Annotated in this window: 23 protein-coding genes; 9 read left to right on the forward strand and 14 right to left on the reverse strand. The window is 59.2% G+C overall.

The genetic code is table 11. The annotated features are described in order from the left end of the window. The first annotated feature begins 7 nt into the window (after window positions 1-7). Together GO488_RS18325 and GO488_RS18330 are read left to right on the forward strand one after the other, a co-directional pair. On the forward strand, window positions 8-382 hold the full coding sequence (locus tag GO488_RS18325) for a Rid family detoxifying hydrolase (RefSeq protein ID WP_162319445.1): 375 nt from the start codon (window positions 8-10) through the stop codon (window positions 380-382). Continuing rightward, a complete protein-coding gene (locus GO488_RS18330) occupies window positions 383-1,021 on the forward strand; it encodes an HAD family hydrolase (protein ID WP_162319303.1) in 639 nt (212 codons plus the stop codon). Between the two features lie 282 nt (window positions 1,022-1,303). Here the strand turns inward: GO488_RS18330 and GO488_RS18335 are convergent, their stop codons facing one another. The 4 genes from GO488_RS18335 to GO488_RS19990 all read right to left on the reverse strand — a co-directional run bounded on the left by GO488_RS18335 (window position 1,304) and on the right by GO488_RS19990 (window position 7,075). Next, the gene (locus GO488_RS18335; RefSeq protein WP_162319304.1) at window positions 1,304-2,914 is read right to left on the reverse strand and encodes a family 20 glycosylhydrolase; all 1,611 of its coding nucleotides are present in this window, start codon (window positions 2,912-2,914) and stop codon (window positions 1,304-1,306) included. Window positions 2,915-3,121: 207 nt separating this feature from the next. After that, the gene (locus tag GO488_RS18340; RefSeq protein WP_162319305.1) at window positions 3,122-4,519 is read right to left on the reverse strand and encodes a Gfo/Idh/MocA family protein; all 1,398 of its coding nucleotides are present in this window, start codon (window positions 4,517-4,519) and stop codon (window positions 3,122-3,124) included. 907 nt (window positions 4,520-5,426) lie between these two features. Further along, entirely contained in the window at window positions 5,427-6,776 is a 1,350-nt protein-coding gene (locus GO488_RS18345; RefSeq protein ID WP_162319306.1) for an outer membrane protein assembly factor BamB family protein, read from the reverse strand. A gap of 32 nt (window positions 6,777-6,808) precedes the next feature. Next, on the reverse strand, window positions 6,809-7,075 hold the full coding sequence (locus GO488_RS19990) for a hypothetical protein (protein ID WP_162319287.1): 267 nt from the start codon (window positions 7,073-7,075) through the stop codon (window positions 6,809-6,811). 488 nt (window positions 7,076-7,563) lie between these two features. Between GO488_RS19990 and GO488_RS18355 the strand changes: the two genes are divergently transcribed. After that, window positions 7,564-7,851: a hypothetical protein gene (locus GO488_RS18355; RefSeq protein WP_162319307.1), complete on the forward strand. Its 288-nt coding sequence runs from the start codon at window positions 7,564-7,566 to the stop codon at window positions 7,849-7,851. A gap of 143 nt (window positions 7,852-7,994) precedes the next feature. Here GO488_RS18355 and GO488_RS19810 read toward each other — a convergent pair whose 3' ends face one another. Continuing rightward, window positions 7,995-8,405, reverse strand: a complete 411-nt coding sequence (locus GO488_RS19810) for a hypothetical protein (RefSeq protein WP_162319308.1) — start codon at window positions 8,403-8,405, stop codon at window positions 7,995-7,997. 144 nt (window positions 8,406-8,549) lie between these two features. Next, the gene (locus GO488_RS18365) at window positions 8,550-8,807 is read right to left on the reverse strand and encodes a helix-turn-helix domain-containing protein (protein WP_162319309.1); all 258 of its coding nucleotides are present in this window, start codon (window positions 8,805-8,807) and stop codon (window positions 8,550-8,552) included. Window positions 8,808-9,124: 317 nt separating this feature from the next. Here GO488_RS18365 and GO488_RS18370 point away from each other — a divergent pair, with 317 nt between their 5' ends. Continuing rightward, window positions 9,125-9,766, forward strand: a complete 642-nt coding sequence (locus GO488_RS18370; RefSeq protein WP_162319310.1) for a hypothetical protein — start codon at window positions 9,125-9,127, stop codon at window positions 9,764-9,766. A 239-nt stretch (window positions 9,767-10,005) separates the two neighbouring features. Here the strand turns inward: GO488_RS18370 and GO488_RS18375 are convergent, their stop codons facing one another. Both GO488_RS18375 and GO488_RS19760 read right to left on the reverse strand, forming a co-directional pair. Further along, window positions 10,006-11,385 (reverse strand): Cdc6/Cdc18 family protein, encoded by a 1,380-nt coding sequence (locus GO488_RS18375; protein ID WP_162319311.1) that lies wholly within the window; start codon window positions 11,383-11,385, stop codon window positions 10,006-10,008. A 776-nt stretch (window positions 11,386-12,161) separates the two neighbouring features. Next, a complete protein-coding gene (locus GO488_RS19760; protein ID WP_164509663.1) occupies window positions 12,162-12,329 on the reverse strand; it encodes a hypothetical protein in 168 nt (55 codons plus the stop codon). A gap of 581 nt (window positions 12,330-12,910) precedes the next feature. Here GO488_RS19760 and GO488_RS18380 point away from each other — a divergent pair. Next, window positions 12,911-13,567 (forward strand): helix-turn-helix domain-containing protein, encoded by a 657-nt coding sequence (locus GO488_RS18380; protein WP_162319312.1) that lies wholly within the window; start codon window positions 12,911-12,913, stop codon window positions 13,565-13,567. 2 nt (window positions 13,568-13,569) lie between these two features. Here GO488_RS18380 and GO488_RS18385 read toward each other — a convergent pair whose 3' ends face one another. Continuing rightward, window positions 13,570-13,824 (reverse strand): hypothetical protein, encoded by a 255-nt coding sequence (locus GO488_RS18385; protein WP_162319313.1) that lies wholly within the window; start codon window positions 13,822-13,824, stop codon window positions 13,570-13,572. A 159-nt stretch (window positions 13,825-13,983) separates the two neighbouring features. Between GO488_RS18385 and GO488_RS18390 the strand changes: the two genes are divergently transcribed. The 3 genes from GO488_RS18390 (at window position 13,984) to GO488_RS18400 (ending at window position 16,457) form a co-directional block, all read left to right on the forward strand. Beyond that, the gene (locus GO488_RS18390) at window positions 13,984-14,472 is read left to right on the forward strand and encodes a dihydrofolate reductase (RefSeq protein ID WP_162319314.1); all 489 of its coding nucleotides are present in this window, start codon (window positions 13,984-13,986) and stop codon (window positions 14,470-14,472) included. A gap of 110 nt (window positions 14,473-14,582) precedes the next feature. Then, window positions 14,583-15,962: an aminomethyltransferase family protein gene (locus GO488_RS18395; RefSeq protein ID WP_162319315.1), complete on the forward strand. Its 1,380-nt coding sequence runs from the start codon at window positions 14,583-14,585 to the stop codon at window positions 15,960-15,962. Window positions 15,963-16,076: 114 nt separating this feature from the next. Then, a complete protein-coding gene (locus GO488_RS18400; RefSeq protein ID WP_162319316.1) occupies window positions 16,077-16,457 on the forward strand; it encodes a cupin domain-containing protein in 381 nt (126 codons plus the stop codon). Between the two features lie 37 nt (window positions 16,458-16,494). Here the strand turns inward: GO488_RS18400 and glyA are convergent, their stop codons facing one another. The 4 genes from glyA to GO488_RS18420 form a co-directional block, all read right to left on the reverse strand. Continuing rightward, window positions 16,495-17,742: a serine hydroxymethyltransferase gene (glyA, locus tag GO488_RS18405; RefSeq protein ID WP_162319317.1), complete on the reverse strand. Its 1,248-nt coding sequence runs from the start codon at window positions 17,740-17,742 to the stop codon at window positions 16,495-16,497. Between the two features lie 83 nt (window positions 17,743-17,825). Beyond that, the gene (locus GO488_RS18410; RefSeq protein WP_162319446.1) at window positions 17,826-18,686 is read right to left on the reverse strand and encodes a methylenetetrahydrofolate reductase; all 861 of its coding nucleotides are present in this window, start codon (window positions 18,684-18,686) and stop codon (window positions 17,826-17,828) included. A gap of 59 nt (window positions 18,687-18,745) precedes the next feature. Continuing rightward, on the reverse strand, window positions 18,746-19,807 hold the full coding sequence (locus GO488_RS18415) for a DUF8073 domain-containing protein (RefSeq protein ID WP_162319318.1): 1,062 nt from the start codon (window positions 19,805-19,807) through the stop codon (window positions 18,746-18,748). A 111-nt stretch (window positions 19,808-19,918) separates the two neighbouring features. Then, the gene (locus tag GO488_RS18420) at window positions 19,919-20,872 is read right to left on the reverse strand and encodes a succinylglutamate desuccinylase/aspartoacylase family protein (RefSeq protein ID WP_162319319.1); all 954 of its coding nucleotides are present in this window, start codon (window positions 20,870-20,872) and stop codon (window positions 19,919-19,921) included. A 76-nt stretch (window positions 20,873-20,948) separates the two neighbouring features. Between GO488_RS18420 and GO488_RS18425 the strand changes: the two genes are divergently transcribed. Continuing rightward, window positions 20,949-21,683, forward strand: coding sequence for a creatininase family protein (locus GO488_RS18425; RefSeq protein ID WP_162319320.1), 735 nt, complete (start codon window positions 20,949-20,951; stop codon window positions 21,681-21,683). Here GO488_RS18425 and GO488_RS18430 read toward each other — a convergent pair whose 3' ends face one another. Next, window positions 21,684-22,103 carry a GlcG/HbpS family heme-binding protein gene (locus GO488_RS18430; RefSeq protein WP_162319321.1) on the reverse strand — a complete coding sequence of 140 codons (420 nt, stop codon included), beginning with the start codon at window positions 22,101-22,103 and terminating at the stop codon, window positions 21,684-21,686. Window positions 22,104-22,138: the final 35 nt, after the last annotated feature.

Genomic DNA, 22,138 nt, shown 5'->3' on the forward strand with positions numbered 1-22,138 from the left:
ACAATCCATGCAAGAGATCACCACCGACGACGCGCCGGACAGTATCGGGCCGTACTCGCAGGGCATCGCTAGCGGCGACCGCATCTACGTTTCCGGTCAGGGGCCGGTCGACCCCGAGACTGGTGATGTCGTCTCTGGCTCTCCCGCGGAACAGACGAGACGCACGTTACAGAATATCGATGCCGTCCTCCAAGCGGGTGACGCGTCCCTTGACGACGTCGTGAAGTCGACAGTCTTCGTCAAAGATATGCGGTACTATGACGAAGTCAACGACGTCTACGGCGAACTCATGTCTGCACCGTATCCGGCCCGAAGCGCCGTCGAAGTCGTGAAGCTGCCGGTCGATATCGACGTCGAAATCGAAGTCATCGCAGAACGGTAAATGAGTCGGCTCGTCGTCTTCGATCTCGACGGAACACTGACACGACAGCGGGGCGGATTCAAGCTATTGCACACGCTCTATGGGACTGCCGAGGCCGGCGAGGAGCTTACGGCTAAGTACGAGTCGGGCGAGGTTACATTCGAAGAGTGGTGTCGGATGACGGTCGATACGTGGCGCAATGCGGGAGTTACGGCCGCCGATATCGATCGCGCCACTCGCGCGGTTAAGCCCAAGAGAGGTGCCACGGAAGTTCTCGATTCACTCGAGGCGGAGAGTATTCCGTTCGGGATACTCAGTGCCGGCGTGGGAAATTTGGCACACCGATTCGAACAGCAGGATCTCGAGTTCATCCGAGGAAACTTTCTCCGCTTTAGCGACGGACACCTGTCGAATATCGACGTCGGCGTCGGTCCCTCGAAAAAAGGAGAGTTACTGCGAGAGTTTCGCGGCGAACTGCCCGAGACTGAGATACGATATATCGGTGACTCACATACCGATACGGAAGCATTCGAAGAGGCCGACACCGCAATATTGTTTGATCCGGACGAACGCGTTCCGGACGCAGCGATAGATGCGGCAGATACCATCGTTGAATCTGACGACCTGCGCGATACATCCGAATTTCTCCTCGGTAACTGAATCAGCCGACGATTCTGCATTGAATATCATTATATTCGTTCCATTCAGTAATATTCTCGTATAATCTCCTGTGTTTTAGTCGAAGTTCGTATAAGCAGATGATGAACGCGAATCCCGAAACGAGAAACGGTCGGAATCACATATAATCCGCAGTATCTGAGTTCATGACCCGTGTCTGTGAGACGCGTTCGGAAACTGCCGTGCTGTGGTTCCGAAGCGTCGGTTACTGGAATGGCACTCCGGTGAAGCGCTACCGCCAATGAAGCGATGCCTACAAGCAGTTCACTCCCCCGGCCAGGGGACCTGTGGAGACTGATAGTAGTTCACACCCTGGACGTTCCAGCGTGGAGCTTGTGCCGCCAGTCGATGCTTGAATTCGTCCCAATCGTCGGTCTTCGCCTCGGGCGACCAGCCGAGCTCGGCGACGCCGGGGAACCGGGGGAACAGCATGAATTCGATGTCGGAGAGTGTCCTGATATTCTCGGACCACAGCGCCGTCTCGGGACCCATAATCGAAGACTCGTCGACCCCGTCGATATAACCGGCCGGGTCCCAGTCGTAAGCGTCAGGCACGGGCGTGTATCCGGCCCAGTCGAGTCCCAATTCGGTGTCTTCGTTGTACTTCATATCGAGATAAGCATCGGTCGCGGGCGACATAATCAATTCGTGGCCCTCTTCGGCAGCCGCGGCCACTTCGGGCGCGTCGCTGCTCGTCCCCCAGAACTGGCCGATCGTCTGTTCCGGCGGATCGGCACCGAGAATCTGGTGCCAGCCGATCGGGCGCTTGCCCTGTTCGATGACCATCGGAATGGCGCAGCTCATGAAGTCGTTGTAATCTTCGTCGGAGAGCGTATGCGCCTCGTCGCCGCCGATATGGAGATAGGGACCGGGAGTCATTTCGGCGACTTCGCTGATGACGTCCTCGATGAACTCGTACGTCACCTCTTTATCAAGGCACAGCGAGGTGTCGCCGACGTTCGTGCCGGTATCCTCCTGTCGCTTCTCGCCGTCGCAGTTGAGTTCGGCATACGACTCCAGCGCCGCACCGGTATGGCCCGGCATATCTATCTCCGGGATCACCGTGACGAACCGGCTTTGCGCGTACTGGACGATTTCTGCATATTCCTCTTTGGTATAGTACCCGCCGGAACCGCCGCCGACCTCCGAGTCAGCACCTTCGTCGGTGAGATTCGGCCAGCCGTCGATCTCGATGCGCCAGCCCTGGTCGTCGGTGAGATGGAGGTGAAGGTGATTCACCTTGTACTGTGCGAGATAATCGATGTACTGCTTGACCGTCTCGACGCCGAAGAAGTGACGGGCGACGTCCAGATGGGCCCCGCGGTACGTGAATCGTGGATAGTCGCGAATACGCCCACCGGAGACGGTCCATTCGGCGGATTGCTCGGTATCTGCCTCGATAGCTGGCGGGAGTAGTTGCCGAAGCGTCTGGACGCCGGCGAACAGCCCTGCCGGTTCGCTAGCGCGTATCTGTACGCCGTCCGAGTTAACCTGTAATCGATACCCCTGCGACTGGATAGCCGACGAGTCAGAAGCGAGTCGGAGCGAGATACTCCCGTCTGGCCCCGTTGACGGCCCCTCGACGATCGGGAGTTCGTAGCCCGTCGATGGACGGAGAAGTCCCGCGAGGTACTCTGCGACCTCGGTCGCCTCCCCGTCGCGGACTTCGATGACCGTATTCTCCGTGAGAGTGTAGTCCGCCTTTGACGATTTGACATCGACTGGGGTGGGAACGAGGTTCTCCATCTCCGAACTGTCGGCTGTTCCATTTGAACTTTGCTTCGCCATCCCGACACCGAGTCCCGTCGACAGTGCTCCGAAACCGGCTAACGATTGCAGTACGCGACGACGCTTGAACGTGGTACTATCTGGCATGCACTGCCCGTTTTGGTAGTATATGACTAATATCTTGTGGTTATTTAGATGCTACTGCTATGCTACCCGCGTTATTTCGAGCGAGAGAATAGACGCCCGAAACGGCCCTATTCCGGGTTTAGTGCAGAGATATAGCGATATTGCCGATCAGATAATGGGAAACGAGAAAGTTGCTCGCTCTACAGGTATGTGAGCGACGCAACCGTTCTATATCGTGTCGAAATCCATGACCTGCAGTTCGCGGTCCTCTTCCCAGCGCCCTCGGGTGAAATCGGGAAACTTCACCGGCATTCCTTCGTGCTCGAGCGAGATAGCCGATAGCGGCCGAACAGCGCTCCAAGCGGCACCGTCGTAGACGTTCATGTCGAGTGGCCGCCCCTGGTTGAACGCGTCGAACAGACGGTAGATTTCGAGGAAGTCACCGCCGCCGTGACCGCCGTACTCTTCGGCGATCTCTTCCATCTGAACCCATAGCGGGTGACGATGTTCCTCATAGTACTGTTCGTAGGTGCTCTCGTCGACGAACCCGTGACCTTCACTGTCGACAGCGAGTTTACTCGGGAAGCCTTCGTGGTACGCATCCGAACCGGCAAGTTCGTTCTTCCGGCTGTACCCGCGATTGGTTTTCACGTCGAACTGGAGGTGAATCTGACGGTCCTGCGCTGTCAGAATCTCCGAGCGGGTCGTGTCTCCGTTCTCCCAGTCGTCGATATCGTGGGCCCAGTGGTCTTCGGGGAGTTCCGCAGCCCGTTGTGTCAGCCGGCTCTCGGGGCTCTCTTGACTGGAGATGAACTGGAGTCTATCGCCGCGGTTAATCCCCATGTAGAAGGCGATCGGTCCCAGCCCGTGGGTGGGGTAGAGGTCGCCCTTGTACTTCAGGTGGTTCCGTGAACGCCAGTCGTTCCAGTAGGCTTGGAAGAAGTACTCCGCCACCAGATTGTGGATATACCCGCCGGAGGCGTAGTTCAACTGGTCGCCGAAGACGCCGTTACGGACCATATTCAGGACCCACATCTCAGTATCGAAGTAGCAGACGTTCTCCAACATCATACAGTTCTTCTGGGTCCTCTCTGCGGTGTCCACCAGCGTCCAGAGCTCTTCGATGGTGGTCGCCATGGGGACCTCGACTGCCACGTGTTTCCCCTCTTTCATGGCGTACTCCGCCATCGGTGCATGGTTCTGATGATTAGTGAAGACGAACACCAGGTCCAAATCGTCTCGCTGAGCGAGCGCCTTCCAGCAGCTTTCGGATCCAGTGTACGTTGCGGGCGTGTCGTTATTCCCTTCCTCTTCGATCCACTGTTCCATCTCGCGTACCGGTTCCTCTCGGATGTCACAGATCGCGTTGATGACGCCTTTGTTCGGAGCCATCGCATCGATGAGCTGTGTCATCCCGAAACCGCGGTTTCCGAGTCCGATGATCCCAACGCGAACCGGCTCGATATGTTCGGCAAGTCCAAACACTGTGTCGCCTTTCGCGGGCGGAGCTTCGGATGGCGGTCCGCGACCCTCGAAGTCGTCGACCTCGCGTGCTTTGCCCGTCGCCGAGACGGTAACGATTCCAGCTGCACTGGCTAACCCTTGCATGTACTCGCGTCGTTGCATGCTGCGTGCTAGATATAGCCAACCAATGGTATAAGTATTATTCAAAATAAACGTTCACTCTCTTGTGAGCTAGTTCTGACGATCACTGTGGCTGTCCCATCGGTTTAACACAGCGGGATGTTTCTCAAGCGTATAACTGGGTTCTCCAGCATCGTTATTAGTCGTTAAACCTCCTATTCTATTCCCTCTATGAATTCAATAGAAATGTAGCCGCGGGCTCAGTAGCCTTCGGAAACCGAATTGGTTCAACCTGGTTGTTACTGTCTATCACATGACGATCCCTCTTACTCCATAACAAGGGTACTAACGTTATTAAGCGGCCAGACTAAGCCTGTGTCAGCGTATACCATATTTTAGTGATACTATCTATCCGCTAAGATTCGTGGACGTCAGGTGTGTTCCGGGGCTCTATATTATCATCTGACAATTCAACCGATAGTAGCACGAAAATCCAACTGTGCCAAAAATTAGCTAATAGCATAGTGGCTAGTTTCATGATATAGGAATAATGCTATTGGTTCTACAATTCTGTTGAAGACAGCGTTAATACCAATAGGAGCCATACCGCTACTGAACTCGGATCGTCGCTTCATACCGGTAGATCTCGTATGCAATATAGATTTTGACTCCATATCTCGTTAGTTACATAGATTCATATATACAATGGTCAAATATATAAGTAAATAGACCGTTTCCTTGTCTACTATTTCTCTTATAGAATCAAAATACTATATGCATATTTAAATCTCGATGGTATAACGGTATGTTTCTGACAACGATTACAGAGCAACGCCAGCAGCGGCAGGACACGTGCTACCGCATGCATCAACGCCCGCTCTGTGCCAATTTATTCGTTACGACGTGGTGGTTCAGAGTCAGAGCGAGGACTCTACCGCGAAGGCTGCTGTCACGTGTCGTTCGTCGTTGCTGCTTCGAGCATTGTAAGGAGGGATTCGGAGTGTCGGACCGACGTAGCGAAGAGGCGGTCTTCGGCCACGATGACAGGTGAGGACGCAACTTCTGTCGAGGTCCACCGAACTTCGAACGTCTCTCTATCGATGGCGACTAGACCTGATCGGGCGCTATTGAAGCCCGAACCGCCGTTAATCGAACCGTATTGCGGAACGAATATCGTGTCCGAACTCACAGCTGGGCGCCCCCACCCGTAGCGGACGTACGGGGATTCATTGTAGAAGTCGAGATCGTCCGGGATGGCGGGCCGCAGCACAGCGTCTTGGATTTCCTGGCGCTCGCCGGTTATCAAGTCCCGTTTGTAAAGCGTCGCCCCGCCCTCCTGTCTGACGCTCGCAAAGACAGAAGAGCGCGTTCCGATAATAACCGACCCGTCAGCGAGCGCAGGCTGGCCGAAGCTGTTTGATCCCTCAAACCCGGGTTCGCCGACTGACCCGAGTTCGGTGTGCCAGCGTTCGGTCCCGTCTTCGGTAGCCAGCGCGGTGATGCTGTTATCAGACACCACGACGACTGTCCCGGAAGCGGCTGCGAGCCCCCGAATAGGTGGACTGTTGACGGCCCACTGCGCTGTGTCGCCGGTGATGGAGATGGCGCGAACCTGTTCCTCGACTGCGTAGATTAGCGTCCCGTCCGTGACCGCGAATTCGTCGACCGACTCCGCTACCGTGTGCCGCCACTCGACCGCTCGAGAGTCGAACGAGACCGCGTAGAAGAAGCGTTCTTGCTCGGCTCGGACCAGACCGAATATCGTCCCGTCGACGAGGACGGGAGCCGAGGCCGCTACGGACTCCCCCGTGACGAGCGGTTCAGTAGCCCAGCGCCGCACGCCATCCGTGGCATCGAGGGCCTGAATCGTCACGGTTTGCTCGTCGTCGTTCCGATGGGCCACGGCCGAATAGACGGTCTCAGGGCCGATGGCGGGCGTCGTATACCGGCAGTTTGGTGGACTACGCGCCCAGATTTGGCTCCCGTCGTCCACGTCGAGCGCGCGGAGCGATGAGCCGCCGACGTAGGCCTTGCCCCCGGCGATGGTTGGGAGTTCACGAGTGGGGAGTGCCGTCGTCCAGCGCTCGCTGACTTCCGTTTGCGGGCCGCTAGTTCCGGGATTGTAGTACGTCCGACCGGCGTCGTGACCAATCGTTGGCCACGCGTCGGCGGGGGGTGTTGCAGTCGCGTTGCGGCACGTTGGCTGAGCGGCCGTAACCTCACCCGACAGCAGTGAGAAAGTGGCACCTGCGCCCGCGATATGCTTCAGGATAGATCGGCGGCTCGTCTCTCTCGACATCGTACCGCCTGCTACTGATAGTAGATATTTTATTATCGCTGTAGTAAGGGACTGTTCCACTGCGTTTCTGGTGTCACTGATACGTTTCTTTGCTTCGAGACTGTGTCTGCCCGGCCGACCTGTCGAGTCTTCTCGATAAGGCCGTCGACGCCGATCTCGACCAGTTCCTCCCAGACGCGCTTGATCGTTTGCCGGTGTGGCTCTTCTCCGAATTCGGCAGTCAGAGCAGTCTCTATGTCTTCCTCCGTGCGACGTTCGATGACGACGTTCTCCTCGTAGTCGCCGTCCCGGTACTGCACGGCGAGCGCCTCGACGGCGGCGAACTCCTCAGTCCACTTGGTGTAGCGGACGAGGTCTCCGATCTGATAGCACAGTCACCACTCCGTCCGCCGTGCGGGCGTTGTGTCGCTTGCAGTCGTCTGTGAAGGGGCTGCCTGGACCATCTCGATCACCGCCCGTCTTCGAGTTGAGAGTAGCACGGCGTCGCTGGTGACGTCGACCCGATCGAGTGGGCTGGCGGGGGACCCGAATCTATCTAGCGAGAAGGTTTTTCCAGCTACCTGCGCAACCGAATGACTGCGGTCAGCGGTCCAGCCGTGAATCCTCGGTTCTCTCGTCCGGTGGTCGGGTACTCCCGCCGGACACTTCAGCGGAGGACAGGAACGTGGACGCGTTGCCCAGCGGCAGCCGTGTTGGTTCTAGCCCGAACCGTCACACTCTGTTAAGCGCCACACAACAGCGCTTTTGTGACCGGACATACTTGTACCACAGAACAGAAACAACCACCATGACTGCCGACGAGATGCCAATGCAGCACTGCACACTTCCCGAACCAATAGATATCAAAGACACACTCGAACGAGTTGGCATCGAACACCTCGACGTCGACGAGGAGCGGACGGTCGTCATCTACCAACAGGCGATTCTCAAGGTGATCGCGACAGACGGGCGAATAACGGCGACACAGGAACTCGACGTCGAACTCTGGGAAGCTGCGCCAGGCTCGACGCCGGACCCTGATGCAGTCCTCACAGCGTTCACCGACGAACTGGTCACCGCAACTAACATTCCGTAGTAACAGCTGTGTCTAGTCGCCAGTAGCGAACTCGGTTTCCGCGACTAACCAACGCAGCGGTGTAAATCGTCTGCCTGTTGGTTAGTAAATTCGACCCCATCGTCTAAATTCGATTATCGTCTGATTATGGGTAGTACAGCCATTCAGTAGGGAAACGAAGCCAGATATTCGTACCCAGCATTTACCCGCGTGGGAAACCGAAACGGCTCACACTCCACAATATGTGTCCAGTAGAGTCCTCCCCTCAGTCGGCCGACGTCCCGAGCCATCCGCCGGTTCAGTGCCCTGCGTGTGAGTCTGCACTCCAGTCGAACGACACACCATCCTTCCTGCTCCTCGATCAGCTCACGGTTCCGCTGGTGGGCTGTGACGATCATCTCAGTAAGTTCGCCGACATCTGTGAATATACGACCACGGACACAGCAGATCTCCTCGATCATCACCCCGCTGGGGGTGTAAACTGCCCCAGCTGCCACCTCGCCGCCCACAATCCACGTCATCCGGTGGTTCCAGTTCAGGATGGCGCAGTTGCTGTGCTTGCCTGTCAGAACCACCAGTCACGGATCGTCGACCGCTTCCGGACAGGACTCAGCACACAGCAACAGCTCACAGCCTCGCTCAATACGACATAGACTCGATAGTAGCTAGTAGCGCGAGCAGGGCGGATCCGGCCCCACATCTATCGGAGGCCCAGAAAATCAGTCCTGATCGGTTTTGAGCGAGTAGACGTGTCGTCGAGCGTCCATCGTCGAGATACGAGCGGTGACGATGCCGTTCTCTTCGAGCGTTCTCAGCGCGGATCGAACAGTCCGAACAGGGAGCAGCGTTGACTCCGAGAGTTGCGGTTGTGTGAGTTTGCCCTCGTATTCGAGGGTCTTGGCAACCAGTTTTGCACTCGGTGGCAGCTCTTGCAGCTCGGCGGCGTCCGAAACTGAACAAGAGCTTTCAGTAGGCATTGGTCGCAGTAGGATCCTCTCTCGGCATAATATTCTATCGAGTGTGTACAGTATATACACAACCGACTTTAGTTCTGATACAGACTGATAGCGCATACCTCCGTCTTTAGACGGAGGTCAATCTCTACCAAATATGATAGGGGGAGAGACATGCTTATATATTCAATTTATCCTCGTATTGGAAGACTATGCGCCAATTGGTTACGGCTATTGCTACTGCGTTGCTCCTCGTGAGCGCGGGATGTTCCGGACCGACATCCGGTAGTCAGTCAGCTGCTGAAACGACTGACGAGATACCCCAATCCAGTACCGCGGATGTGGTTAAAACCGACCAAGAGACACCTACTGCAAGTTCGGGTGAAGATATACAGAAGACCGACCGAGAGGTCTCTACTCCGACTCCAGTCGGAGAGCAGTCATTCCAGACTGGGAATCAGACAGGCTATCTCCTGAAGGCGATCTCCGGAGATACCTTTGAGATGTACTATGAAGAACACGATAAGCGGGGTATCGTGAAACTGGCGGCCGTCCGCATTCCCGAATACCGAGAGGATAGCGGTCCCTATGGCAAGCCAAATGGGTCACACATCGATCCCACGATGTACGACTACCACAAGGCATCCACAGACGCTGAGCTCGCCGCCCATCAGTCAGCACTTGTTAGCATCGGTGCCGATGCTATCCAAGCCGCTCGAGACAATCTCGGCACAGATAATAATGTGATCATCAGTCACACGGGCGAAACAACCGATGATGGGACTCCGTTGGTCTATATCTACTTTGACTGGAGTGGACGCACAACACTACATAACGAGTACGTTGCTGGATACGGCCTCGGGATACTGACTGAGCCAGACTCACGATATGCCGATAACATCGCGAAGGCACAGGATTTCGCCCGCGAGAAGGATAAGGGTCTCTATGCGGCGAACGGCGAAGACGATCACCCACACGAATAATAGGAGGCGGGAAGTACGCGGTTCGGAACCGAAGATGACATCGAGTTGTCTAAGTTCGAGTGTGGCCGGACCTAAATGAGCATCTCACTGGCTAACTCAGCCACAACTGGATTTGCCCGCTGTGGTGATCCCCAGTTAACTAACCTTAGCGCTCTCTACAGGGTTCCCTTCGAACACCTCACCCGCCAGAGGCGTACAAAATTAGGATGCAGTTCGTGGTTCCTTGGGAAACCAAGAGATTAGCGACCGACAATATCGACGATCCGCTGGCGCATCCGTGGATCGATCGGAATCTCCGAACAGCGGTCATCAAGGCCGACCGATTGCAGTAAGAGACTTGCCTCGTCCAGAAGCGAGATCTGTAGATACGTACCCTCTCGGTACCCATCACTCGTTCTAACCATATCGATGATTTTCAGCGTCTCGTACTCTCGAAGCTGATCGGTGATTCGCTTCTGTCCGAGGACATCCGCATCGATCGACTGCGCGAATTCACGGTAGATCTGATACATCTCAGTGGCTTTGAAATGCGACTGGTTCGTGAACTCGTCCATCGCGGCAAGCGCGGCAATTGCGATCTTTGCCTGGGTCGGACACCCTCGAATGAGATCCTGAATTCGCGTCACTTCAGCGTCGTCGTTGGCAGCGCGGACGTGCTCTTCGCGAACCAAGTCGGCATCATCGTTACGTGCGATTTCCCCAGCGAGTCGGAAGAGATCGATAGCACGCCGTGCGTCGCCGTGTTCCTGCGCAGAAAACGCTGAACACAGCGGGATGACGTCCCCGGAAAGGATATCGCCGTGGTAGGCGTCCCGACGTCGGTCTAGAATATCGCCGAGCTGGTTTGCATCGTACGCGGGGAACACGATCTCGTCCGGGGCGAACGAGCTTTCGACACGAGTATCTAATCGATCACCGTATTTGAGGTCGTTACTGATGCCGGTAACCGTAATGCCGGCTTCGATGTCATTCTCCTCACCGGCTCGGGACAGCTGCATGAGGAGTTTACTATCGTCTGCTTCCTCTGGGAGAATGTTTTGGACGTCGTCAGACGGTGCGAGACGGTCGATCTCGTCGAGGACGACAATAACCGCATCGTAGAGCTCGTCGATAATCGTCCATAATCGGTCGTAGTACGCCCCCGTCGCAATGCCCGACTGCGGAATCGTCACACCTGTTTTGTCGGAATCATTGAGGCTCTTCGCGAGATGAATGATGGTTTGGACCTCTGACCGACGCTGCGCGCAGTCAATAATAGCACGGCCGATACGAACATCGTTATCCGCACCGCGTTCCGCCACCTCCCGACAGACATACCGAGTGACGAGTGTTTTCCCGGAACCGGATTTTCCGAGTAGAAGTGTCCCTTTTCCGGAACCGCCAGTGATTGCCGGTTTGAATCGACGAGCAACCGTTTCGATCTGGTTATTCCGCCCGACGATTTTGTCGTGGTCCGGGATATGGTCAATACGGAGTAGGTCTTCATCGGCGAAGATCGGGTCTTCCTCGTCCAGAACAGAAAGTGGATCATCGCGAGACTTGGAGCGAGAGTGGGCGACTGCTCCGTGCTCGGCAGCGTAATCGCCGAGCGTACTCATCTGCTCCTCACTTGAGGCCATACACCGGATTTCAAATGAAATTGACTTAGTTCTTTCCCTCGAATCGACCCGTCACTTGGAGCCGCCTGTATAACAGACGAGCAGATCCACAGAGGACACCAGGTTTCAGATGATTCGTGCGGATGGACACCTAAGATACCCCTCACACCCACACCAGATTTCAAATGAAATTTCCGAACGAACGACCTGGATGCAGCCATCGTTACACACCCACCCCGGATTTCAAATGAATTCCCGCAAGAGTAAACCCCATCGTCGAGCGAGATGCTATGGAGAGGGCGTTCGTGAATCTCGACTAACTGCATAGAAGAAGCGTTGTCTACCGGAAATCAATTGAAATTCGGTGTCAGATTGGTATGTACTGTGAGAGAACGTTGAGCGAATAGCTAACGGATTTCTAGCCGGGTTTCTCTAGAACGATAATATAAATGCAGCTATAGCAGATCTGGGCCTCGATCCAATATTTGCTCTACCTCCAGAGAATCCAACTTTCACAGCTTTACTACTACTACTACTTTACCGTTACAATAAAATATATAATAACGCGAAGAGACAGCCAGTTTCCACCTGAAGTCTAAAACGACATCTTATCGGGTTAGAAACCTTTTACCGTGCAAACAACCATCAGAAGACTCTCAAGTGGATTCCCCCTCGGCTGACCCCCTCCTTCCGTTGGAACCGATTTCATTTGAAATCCGGGGTGGGGGTGTCGCCAATAGATGAGGACAACTGAACGAAAGCGCGGGACGTTAAATGACAGGGAAAATCAGAGGCCGCTACTTGTTATAGCTTTCCGGGATCAGTACGACGCCGTGAAAGTCAAAGGCTTCCTCAACGAAGCTCTCGATGCAATCGAAAGTCGGCGTAAACGCGACTGCAGGGAGATAGAATTTCTCAGTCGGTGTCTCATCACGTATCTCGTCTGTGAGTTCTCTTTCACTCATTGTACCTATACCTTGTATCCACGTACGCATTAGTCCTATCGCGTATAATTACACCTCTTTATGTAGGGTAAACATGAATGATATTTTGTTATACTTGCCAAGCGTGTCGGAGCATTCCTTCTCCCGTTTTGGCGACCATCCCATAGCAATCTCACTCCCCAACTATCGAGATCTGGCAGCGTCGGCAACTCTCAGGATGGACGCTTCAGCGAGTCTAGTGAACCCGACGCGTACCGCAAAGCAAGTCTGAAATCGCTTATCGAGATATATCCCTCGCCGATGCAGCCGAAAATCTCAGAGAAAGGCAAATACTGTGGCTACAATACGGCATATAGTGTTATAAAATCTATATTTGTACTATTTTCGCCGTATTTGGCCATGTTATGGGTCCATGTATGAGCCGATTTACGCACAAATGGCTAGTCGCGTTGGAGGCGATCGTTCGAGCGTCCTCGCCGAACAGGTACGGCCGCGTCGTGGGGAGGATAAACACTAATATATACCCGGTATAAGAGTCCAGACGACGAATTGGTTCCATCGCCTTTCGGACGTGACTCTCCAAACGAAACGACCCACTCTATATGTCAGTTACAGCGAAGATACACATCGAACACGAACGACTCGCGCTCATCCCCACGTTGCAGAGCCTCGGTGAGGTAGAAATCAGGGTCGTCACGCAGGGAACAACCGCTCCCGGCGCGACCAATTTCCCTTTTCTCATCAAATACGACGACCGGGCAGAACTCGAAACGATGCTCGACGACGACCCGACGGTCGAAAGCTACGAACTGGTCGACTGGACCGACGACACCGGCATCTACTACATCGAACACACGCCCGAGACGGTCCTCATCAGCAACGTCGTGACCGAGGTGAATGGATTTCTCGTCCACACCGAAACGAAGGGCAGCGGATGGCTCGTTCGCCTACTCCTCCCCGATAAAGAGGCTCTCAACACGATCTGGGAGTTCGCTACCGATCAGGGTATGACGTTCACGATTATCGAGATATACGGGACAGACGACGCGGGAACCGACACTTCCTACGGTCTGACCGACGAGCAGACCGCCGCGCTGAAAACTGCCTACGAGAAGGGGTACTTCGGTGAACCGCGCGACATCTCGCTCGACGAAGTCGCCAGCGAGCTGGGACTCTCCTCGACGGCGATGAGCGGGCGACTTCGCCGCGGGATGCGCAACCTCGTCGCCGCGACTATCGCGGACGTCGACGAGGAGTGATGCTACTTCTCCCGAACCACGGGTCGGAGCGCCGTCGCGTCCTTGTCGTACCCCAGCCAAACGCTCAACGCGGCCGCGACGAAGACGAGATATACGGGAAACAGGCAGACGAGCGCGTACGCAACGAACGCTAGAGTGAGGCCACCGACCCAGTAGAGGAGTCCGATACCGACGAGACCGACGAGAGCACCAGCGCCTACGCCGAGGCGGAACGCGTGGGCTGCGGCCGGGCCGGGGGAGATTCGTACCGTCTTCATGCGAGAATTTGGATCCAGGGACCGATAAACACCTCGAAATCCGACAATTCTAATTATAAATACTACACTCACGTCTATCTACTGCATTGCTCTCTTCGTACGTGTCGACGATACACGGGGCGAAAGATTATGTCCGCTTCAGTCTCACCGACAGACAGAATGGCACTTTCGCTCGTCGCCGCGGTCGCCGCGAACGGCGTCATCGGGGCCGACGGTTCGGTTCCGTGGCACTACCCCGAGGACCTCGAACACTTCAAGCGGACGACAGTGGGCCACCCCGTTATCGTGGGTCGCCGGACGTTCGAAACTATCGCCCAAGAGTTGGGTGGTCCGCTCCCGGAACGACACAACGTCGTCCTGACCCATCGACCTGAGAGCCTCCCCGACTCAGTCGCCGTCGTCGAGTCGCGGTCGGACGCACTCGCAGCGGCGCAGTCTACCGGCGCGGCGACGGCCTACGTCATCGGCGGCGGGTCGGTATATCGGCAGTTCCTCCCTGACGCCGACGAACTGGTATTGACCGAATTAGACGCCGCTTACGAGGGTGATACGACCTTCCCGTCGGTCGATTGGAGCCAGTGGCGCGTAGTCGACCGGGACAGGCGCGATGCCTTCGAAATAGTCACCTACGCTCGCCGGACGCGGTGAGTCACCCCGTCTCGGGCCGGTCGACGACGGCGGCGTGCTACAGCCACACAAAAAGGGTGGGTGTTATCCGGGCTATCTTTTATTAGCGATTGCGGACATGCTCTACAAGCATGAGCGGGAACGAGGAACACCCAAACCACCCGAGTATCGACCAATCTGATCGAACAGTCCCACGAAACCTCCGTCAGACCGGTGACCCCGACATCGAGATGCTCGTCTCGACTCGCGTTCGGAAATCACCCTTCTTCCACAAGTCCTTCAACGAGGAGGGCGCCTGGCGGGCCACCGTCTACAACCGTCTCTACCACCCGCGCGGCCTCATCGAGCCCGAGGACGGCGGCGTGATGAAGGAGTACGACGCCCTGACCAACGACGTGACGCTCTGGGACGTGGCCGTCGAGCGCCAGATCCGCGTCAAGGGTCCGGACGCCGAGGAACTCACGAACTACGTCGTCACCCGCGACGTGACGGGGATGGACGCGATGGACGGGAAGTACGTCATCCTCTGTAACGAGGACGGCGGCGTCCTCAACGACCCGGTTCTGCTCCGCCCCGAAGAGGACGAGTTCTGGTTCTCCATCTCCGACTCGACGCTGATGCAGTGGCTCCAGGGCGTCAACGTCGACAACGACTTCGACGTCGAGATCGACGAGATCGACGTCGCGCCGATGCAGATCCAGGGTCCCAAGTCCGAGGACGTGATGATCGACGTCGTCGGCGAGAAGGTCAGCGACATCCCGTACTACGGCCTGATGGAGGCCGAGATCGACGGCGTCGACGTGCTGATCAGCCAGACCGGCTTCTCCGGCGAGAAGGGCTTCGAGATATACGTCAAAGACGCTCAGAAGTACGCCGAGCGGGTCTGGGACCCGGTCATGGCGAGCGTCAAGGACCACGGCGGCCGCCAGATCGCGCCGGGCCACCACCGACGCATCGCCGCCGGCATCATGTCGTGGGGACAGGACATGGACCACGAGACCTCCCCGTTCCAGGTCAACCTCGGCTATCAGGTGCCCGACGACAAGGAGGCCGACTACATCGGCAAGGAGGAACTCGAAAAGCAGAAAGAGCAGATCGAGAACGGCGACTACCCGTTCGAACACAAGCTCATCGGCCTGAAGATGGCCGGCGAACCCATCCGCGACTACGCGCCGGACTTCTGGATCATCTCCGATCCGGACACCGGCGAGGAGTGCGGCTACCTCACGTCGCCGTGGTGGAACCCGGACCTGGAAACCAACATCGGCATGGGCTTCGTCCCCGCCGACAAGATACAGGAGGTCACGGACACGCCGCTCAACGACGACATCTACGACGAGACACTCGACTTGGAGTTCGAAGTCCACCTCCCCGACGAGTACGCCGAAGAGGAGGGCGAACCGGTGTTCGCCACGGTCGCGAAGGTGCCGTTCAAGGAGTCGGTCAACCCGAGCGCCCGCGAACAGGCGAAGCTCAACGCCCGCAAGGAAGCCGAAAGCAGTAGCGACTGATCGGCGCGACTCACTGACGGCATCGCGTCCGGCCGCCCGGCGGCCGTGACGATTCCTCTCTGCCATCTGCTTTCCGCCTCCAGATTCAAGTCGCTCGGCCCGGGACTGTCGCACATGTCCGACGACTTCGTCATCGTCGACCCGGAGGCGGTGCCGCCGGAATCGTTCCAGACCTGCGAGACGGCCGTCCGGAAACTGACCGAGCCGCTCGGCTGTACCGAACTGCGCGTGAACCAGGTGCTGGTCGAACCCGGCGAAGTGACGACGCCGCACACCCACGACGGCCAGGAAGAAGTGTTCTCCGCCGTGACGGACGGCCAGATCGCTATCGACGGGGACGTCCACGATGTCCCGGCCGGCGCCCTCGTCCGCGTCCACCCCGACACGATACGGAACCTCTGTAACCACACCGAGGAGCGCCACGTCTGGCTGGCGTTCGGTGCCCCGCCCGTCGGCTCCGTCGAGAACTTCGGGGAATACGTCGTCGAGGAGTGACTATCGGGGTCCCGATGTCAGCCCGATCGCATCCCGTTCACTCGTAGAGCGCGTACTCGTCGGTCAGCTCGTCGACGTGCTCGCTCACCGCCGCGATGATTCCCTCGTCGTGTGGGGCCTCGACGACGTCGTAGATGAGGTCGGCCACTTCGCGACAGGCGTCCTCGTCGAAGCCCCGCGTCGTCAGCGCCGGCGTGCCTGCGCGGATGCCCGAGGGGTTGAACGCCGACCGGGTCTCGCCCGGTACCGTGTTCGCGTTCAGCACGAGACCCGCTTCTTCGAGCGCTTCCTCGACTTCCTTGCCCGTCGTGTCGGGATGAGACGGGCGCAAATCGACGAGGACGAGGTGGTTGTCCGTGCCATCGGAGACGAGGTCCAGGCCGTGCTCTTGGAGACGGTCGCCCAGCGCCTTCGCGTTGGCGACGGTCTGTTCGGCGTACGCCTCGAACTCGGGGTCGAGCGCCTCGCCGAAGCCGACCGCTTTGCCCGCGACGTTGTGCATGAGCGGGCCGCCCTGCGAGCCGGGGAACACCGCCGCGTCGACGTCGTCGGCGTGCTCCTCGCCGCACATGATTATCCCGCCGCGGCCGGCGCGAATGGTCTTGTGCGTCGAGCCGGTGACGAAGTCGGCGACGCCGACGGGCGACTCGTGGACACCGGCGGCGACCAGTCCCGTGATGTGGGCGATGTCGGCGAGGTGGTAGGCGTCGGCGGCGTCGGCGGTCTCCTGGATCCGCTGGAAGTCGACCTCTCGGGGGTACGCCGAGTAGCCCGAGACGATGACGTCGGGGTCGAACTCCTCGGCGTGGTCGGCGAGGCCCTCGTAGTCGATGTACCCGGTTTCGGCGTCGACCTCGTACTGTTCGACGTCGTAGACCTGCCCGGCGAAGTTCGCGGGGTGGCCGTGCGAAAGGTGGCCGCCGTGGGTCAGGTCAAGTGAGAGGATCTTGTCGCCCGGGTCGAGGACGGCGAGGTAGACGCCCATGTTGGCCTGCGAACCCGAGTGCGGCTGGACGTTGACGTGCTCCGCGCCCCATAGTTCCTGGGCGCGTTCGATGGCCAGTTCCTCGATCTCGTCGGCGTACTCACAGCCGCCGTAGTAGCGCTCGCCGGGGTAGCCCTCGGCGTACTTGTTGGTGAGTTCGGAACTCTGGGCCTCCATGACGGCCTCGGAGACGTGGTTTTCGCTGGCGATCATCGCGAGCGTGTCGTTCTGGCGTGCGCGCTCGCCCTCGAGCGCGTCGGCTATCGCCTGGTCGACCTCGCGGACGGTGTCGTACGTCATATTCGCTACAGGGGCCGGCAACGGAATAATCTAGCCTCGACAGAACCTACAGCGAGATTGACTGGTTGTGGTCGATGCTCGACTCAGGTCGAGAGCCGACCGTTCCGCCACGACTCGGTGTCGGGCGTCTGGTTGAACGTGTAGATGTGGAGGCCGCGGATGTTGTAGGACTCGTCGTCCGCGTGCGGCCCGAGGCCGTCGACGAGGGAATCCGGTTTGTAGGTCCCCCGCGAGCCGATGAGTTGCCGGACGAAGCCGAGGATGCCGGTCGTCTTCTTGAGGAACTTGATGGAGTCGCCGACGCCGACCTTCTGTGAGATCTGCGTCAGGCGCTTGTAGTTCATCACGCCGGGGATACCGATCTCGACGGGTAAGTCGACGCCGCGGTCACGGACGTCGCGGATCCACTCGAGGACGGCTTCGGGGTCGTAACAGAGCTGCGTGACGATGTACGTCGCGTACGGCTCCTTCTTCTGCATCGCCTCCGCCAGCGTCTCCTCGTCTAGGAACTCGTGGCCCTCCGGGTAGCCGGTGATGCCGACCTCCTCGAAGGAGTACTCGGTCTCCGAGAGGGTCGTGAGGAGGTCGTACGCCGACTCGAACTCGCCGGCCGGTTCCTCTCGGTCGCCGCCGGGGACGAAGATGTCCGTGACCCCGGCCTCGGTGAGCCGGCGAGCGATCTCTTCGAGGTGCTCGCGGTCCTCGACGTACCGTGCCGCTACGTGAGGAACCACGTCGAACCCCTTCTCGGCTGCCATCTCGCTCTTCTCGATGGTTCTGTCGATGCCTAACTGGGGCGAGGTGGTGATCGCAATCGTCGCGCCCTCGGGGAGGTGCTGTATTTCGTCGTCGAAACTGTCGAACGGCATCAGTTCGAACCGGACGTTTTCGAGGAGCGTCTCGGCGCCCGGGGCGTCCGAGGCGGCGAGCGAGTTCAGTGACATCTCTTGGCGAGACATAGGGGCGGTCCCCCTTTTCTCTGTGGGTGCTGTTACCAACCCATTTAAGTGGCACCGGACACCTCAGTGGTCGTACACTGCCGAATCCGCCGGACGACGTCGTCCCGAGAAGCCGTCCGGTCTCCGTGGTCGAGTCGGCACAACACGAGGTCGAGAACGTTGAGCTGACCCAAAAGTTCGCGCGTGCGTTGCTGGTCGAGACCGAGTCGGCGTTCGACCTCGTAGACGGCCCCCGACTCCACGACGGCATCGACGACGTCCTCGACCTGGACGTCTTCGGGAAGTCCGAGACCGTCCGTGACGAGCTGCTCTTCCGGGATGGTATCGAGTGGGGCAGCGGCCTGGTTTGGATGCTGGGTGGTGGGTTCGGACGATGGCTCCTCCTCCTCTTCCGCTTCGACGGACTCGGCGTCGCCGGCAGTGTCGTAGGAGGTCGGGTCGTGGACGCCCGCCTCGATCATGTATCGTCGAACCGTCTCGGCCGCTACGTCCATCGGGATGTGTTCGCTCATCTCGGTGAAGGTGTCACAGGCCTCGTAGAGGGCAGTGAGGTACTCGGTGTCCTCGTAGGCGGGAACGGACTCGTTTCGGACCGCCGCGAGCCGATTCGACAGGTCGTCCGACTCAGCGGGGTCTTCCGACTCCGATGGGTCTCTGGACTTGGTGGGGTCTTCCGACTCGGCGAGTTCGGCGGCTTCGTCTCCATCCGGATGCGACGCTTCGGCCGACACCGGCCCCTGTGCCCCCTCGCACGTGGACTCGATCGTGAGTTCGGCTGTCACGACGAGGATGCCGTCGACGACCCGTACGGCGTGCTCGTCGGTCGAGATGGTCACGCCGTCCACCGACGGGACGTCGAACAGTTCCGACACTGAGAACTCGGCCGTGAGGCCGCCGTCGGAGAGCGACGCCGACTCCAGACTGATCCCCGAGTCCAGCCCGCTCTCGGATTCCGCACATAGCGACACCGGGGCGTCCACGCTGACGTGGAGCGTCTCCGCGTCGCCGGAATCCGTCCTCGCTTCGACGTCCCGAATCGACCGACCGCGTGATTCGTACCGTTCGACTATCCGCGAGAGGACGTCGAACGAACGTTGGAGTCCCATGGTATTGTCATACTATGACACGTTATGGAGCATAATCGTACGTGAGGAATACACAACCCATTCAAATGGCGAGTTCCCGTGGCCGAGCGACGAGGACGGCGGCCAGCGGGCTCAGACCGGCGTCCCGATACCGGCGAGTCGCTCGCCCGCGACGACGACCGCTTCCCGAGTCAGTGAATACGCGACGCCGCTGTCCTCGGCGGTTACGGTCTGGAGTCGGTCGAACGACGACGGGCAGTAGACGGTCCCCAACTCGTCGCCAGCGTCGACTCGGTCCCCGACCGCCACGTCCGGCCGCGCCTCGAACAGTCCCGATTCGGCGGCGACCGCGGCGGTCGCGTCGTCTCGGAGTAGACGCTGTTCGGGCGGCTCGGCGACCACCGGTTCGAGGGCGTCGACCGCTCTGAGGACGTTCAGGACGCCCTCGACGCCCGATTCGATCGCCGAACGGGTCACCTGTCGGCTGTTGCGGAGTTCGGCGGTGATGGCCGGGATGTCCTCGCGGGCGGCCGCCGTTCGGAACTTCCCGCTGAAGTCGTCGTCGGATGCGTCGTCCTCGTCGCTCAGTAGGTGCTTCGTGCCGAACGCCGTCGCGAGCGTCCGGGCGGCCGGTCGGCCGGCCTGAAACCGGACGTGTTCCAGCATGTCGGCGGTTCCGGTGTGCAAGTCGATGGCCGCGTCCGCGTCGCTCACGAGGTCCCAGAGCCGGTCGGCGAGGCGCTCCTGCAACGTTCCGTCGCTGTCGCCCGGCCAGACGCGGTTCATGTTCGGATTCATCACGTCGTACGCCGAGGGAGTCGCGTACGAGCGATGGTCGAACGCGAGCGAGTTCGCCACCGGCACGACGATGACGGTGCCGGCGACCTCGGTCGCTAACAGCCGGTCGTGTAAGCGCCGCAGCGCCGCCGGCCCGTTCAGTTCGATGCCGTGCTGTGCGGCCTGGACGTACACCGTCGGCCCCGCGCCGCCGTCGTACCGATGGACGGTGGCGGTGACGTCGGCACCCGACGGGAGGCGTCCGAGGCGGCGCTGGGTCGCCGCGTGCGAGACCGGTTCGTACTCCATACGGAGTGGCCGTCCGCTGGATGCAAAAAGCACCGGGCGGCGGAGTTTTATCGGTGTCCCCGGCGAGCGAACGCGTATGGACCTGACAACCGCGACGTGGACGGAGATGGACGACGCCGAGACGGACCTCGCGCTGTTGCCCGTCGGTAGCACGGAGCAGCACGGTCCGCACGCGCCGCTCTCGACGGACACGCTCAACGCCGAGACGCTCGCCGAGCGGGCGGCCGAGCGGCACCCTGACCCGGTCGTCGTCGCGCCCCCGGTTCCAGTCGCCATCGCCGAGGAACACAGGCGCTTCGCCGGGACCCTGTGGACGTCCGAGTCGACGTTCCGGTCGTACGTCCGGGACATCGTCGGCAGCCTCGCGTCCCACGGCTGGGACCGCGTCGTCCTCGTCAACGGTCACGGCGGTAACGTTCCGGCGCTCCGGGAGGTCGCCGGACGGATAGTTCGCCACGACGACGCGTACGCGGTCCCGTTCACGTGGTTCGAGGAGGTCGGCGACCACAGTTCGGACATGGGTCACGGCGGACCGCTGGAGACGGCGCTCCTCCGGCACGCCAACCCCGAGACGGTCCGCGAAGAGCGATTGGACGAGGCCGCCGAGGGCGGCAGCGACCGCTGGGGCGACTGGCAGGGCCGGGTCAACCTCGCGTTCGACTCCGACGAGTTCACCGACAACGGCGTCGTCGGCGACCCGCGGGAGGGGAGCGCCGAACTGGGCGAGGAGCTGTTGGAGACGGCCAGTCGGGCGCTCGTCGACCTGCTCGACGCCGTGGCCGAACGGGACCCCGGCCCCACCGCCGAATAACTACTCCGAGAGTTCCTGCCAGCGCTCCACGCCCGCCTCCGCGACCTCGCGGTCCTGCGAGACGGCCCCCCCGGAGACGCCGATCGTGCCGACTATCTCGCCGTCCCGTTCGAGCGGGTAGCCGCCGCCGAAGATGACGATGCGGCCCTCGTCGGTGGTCTGCAACCCGTACAGCGAGTTGCCCGGCTCCGACGGTTCGGCGAGTTCGTGGGTCGGCGTTTCGAGGGCGGCCGCGGTGTAGGCCTTGTTCCGCGAGATGCTGACGGAGGCCAACCACGCGCCGTCCATGCGGTGCTGCGCGACGAGGTTCCCCTCGCTGTTGGCGACGGTGACGACCATCGGGTTGTCGATGTCCTCGGCTTTCGCCTCGGCCGCTTCGATGAGTTCTGTCGCGGTCTCGAGTGGGATGGACTGAACCATGCGTGTCACCCGACTCGCGTCCGTCGTAAATGTCT

Origin of the sequence: Haloarcula limicola (assembly GCF_010119205.1) — an archaeon.
Taxonomy (GTDB): domain Archaea; phylum Halobacteriota; class Halobacteria; order Halobacteriales; family Haloarculaceae; genus Haloarcula; species Haloarcula limicola.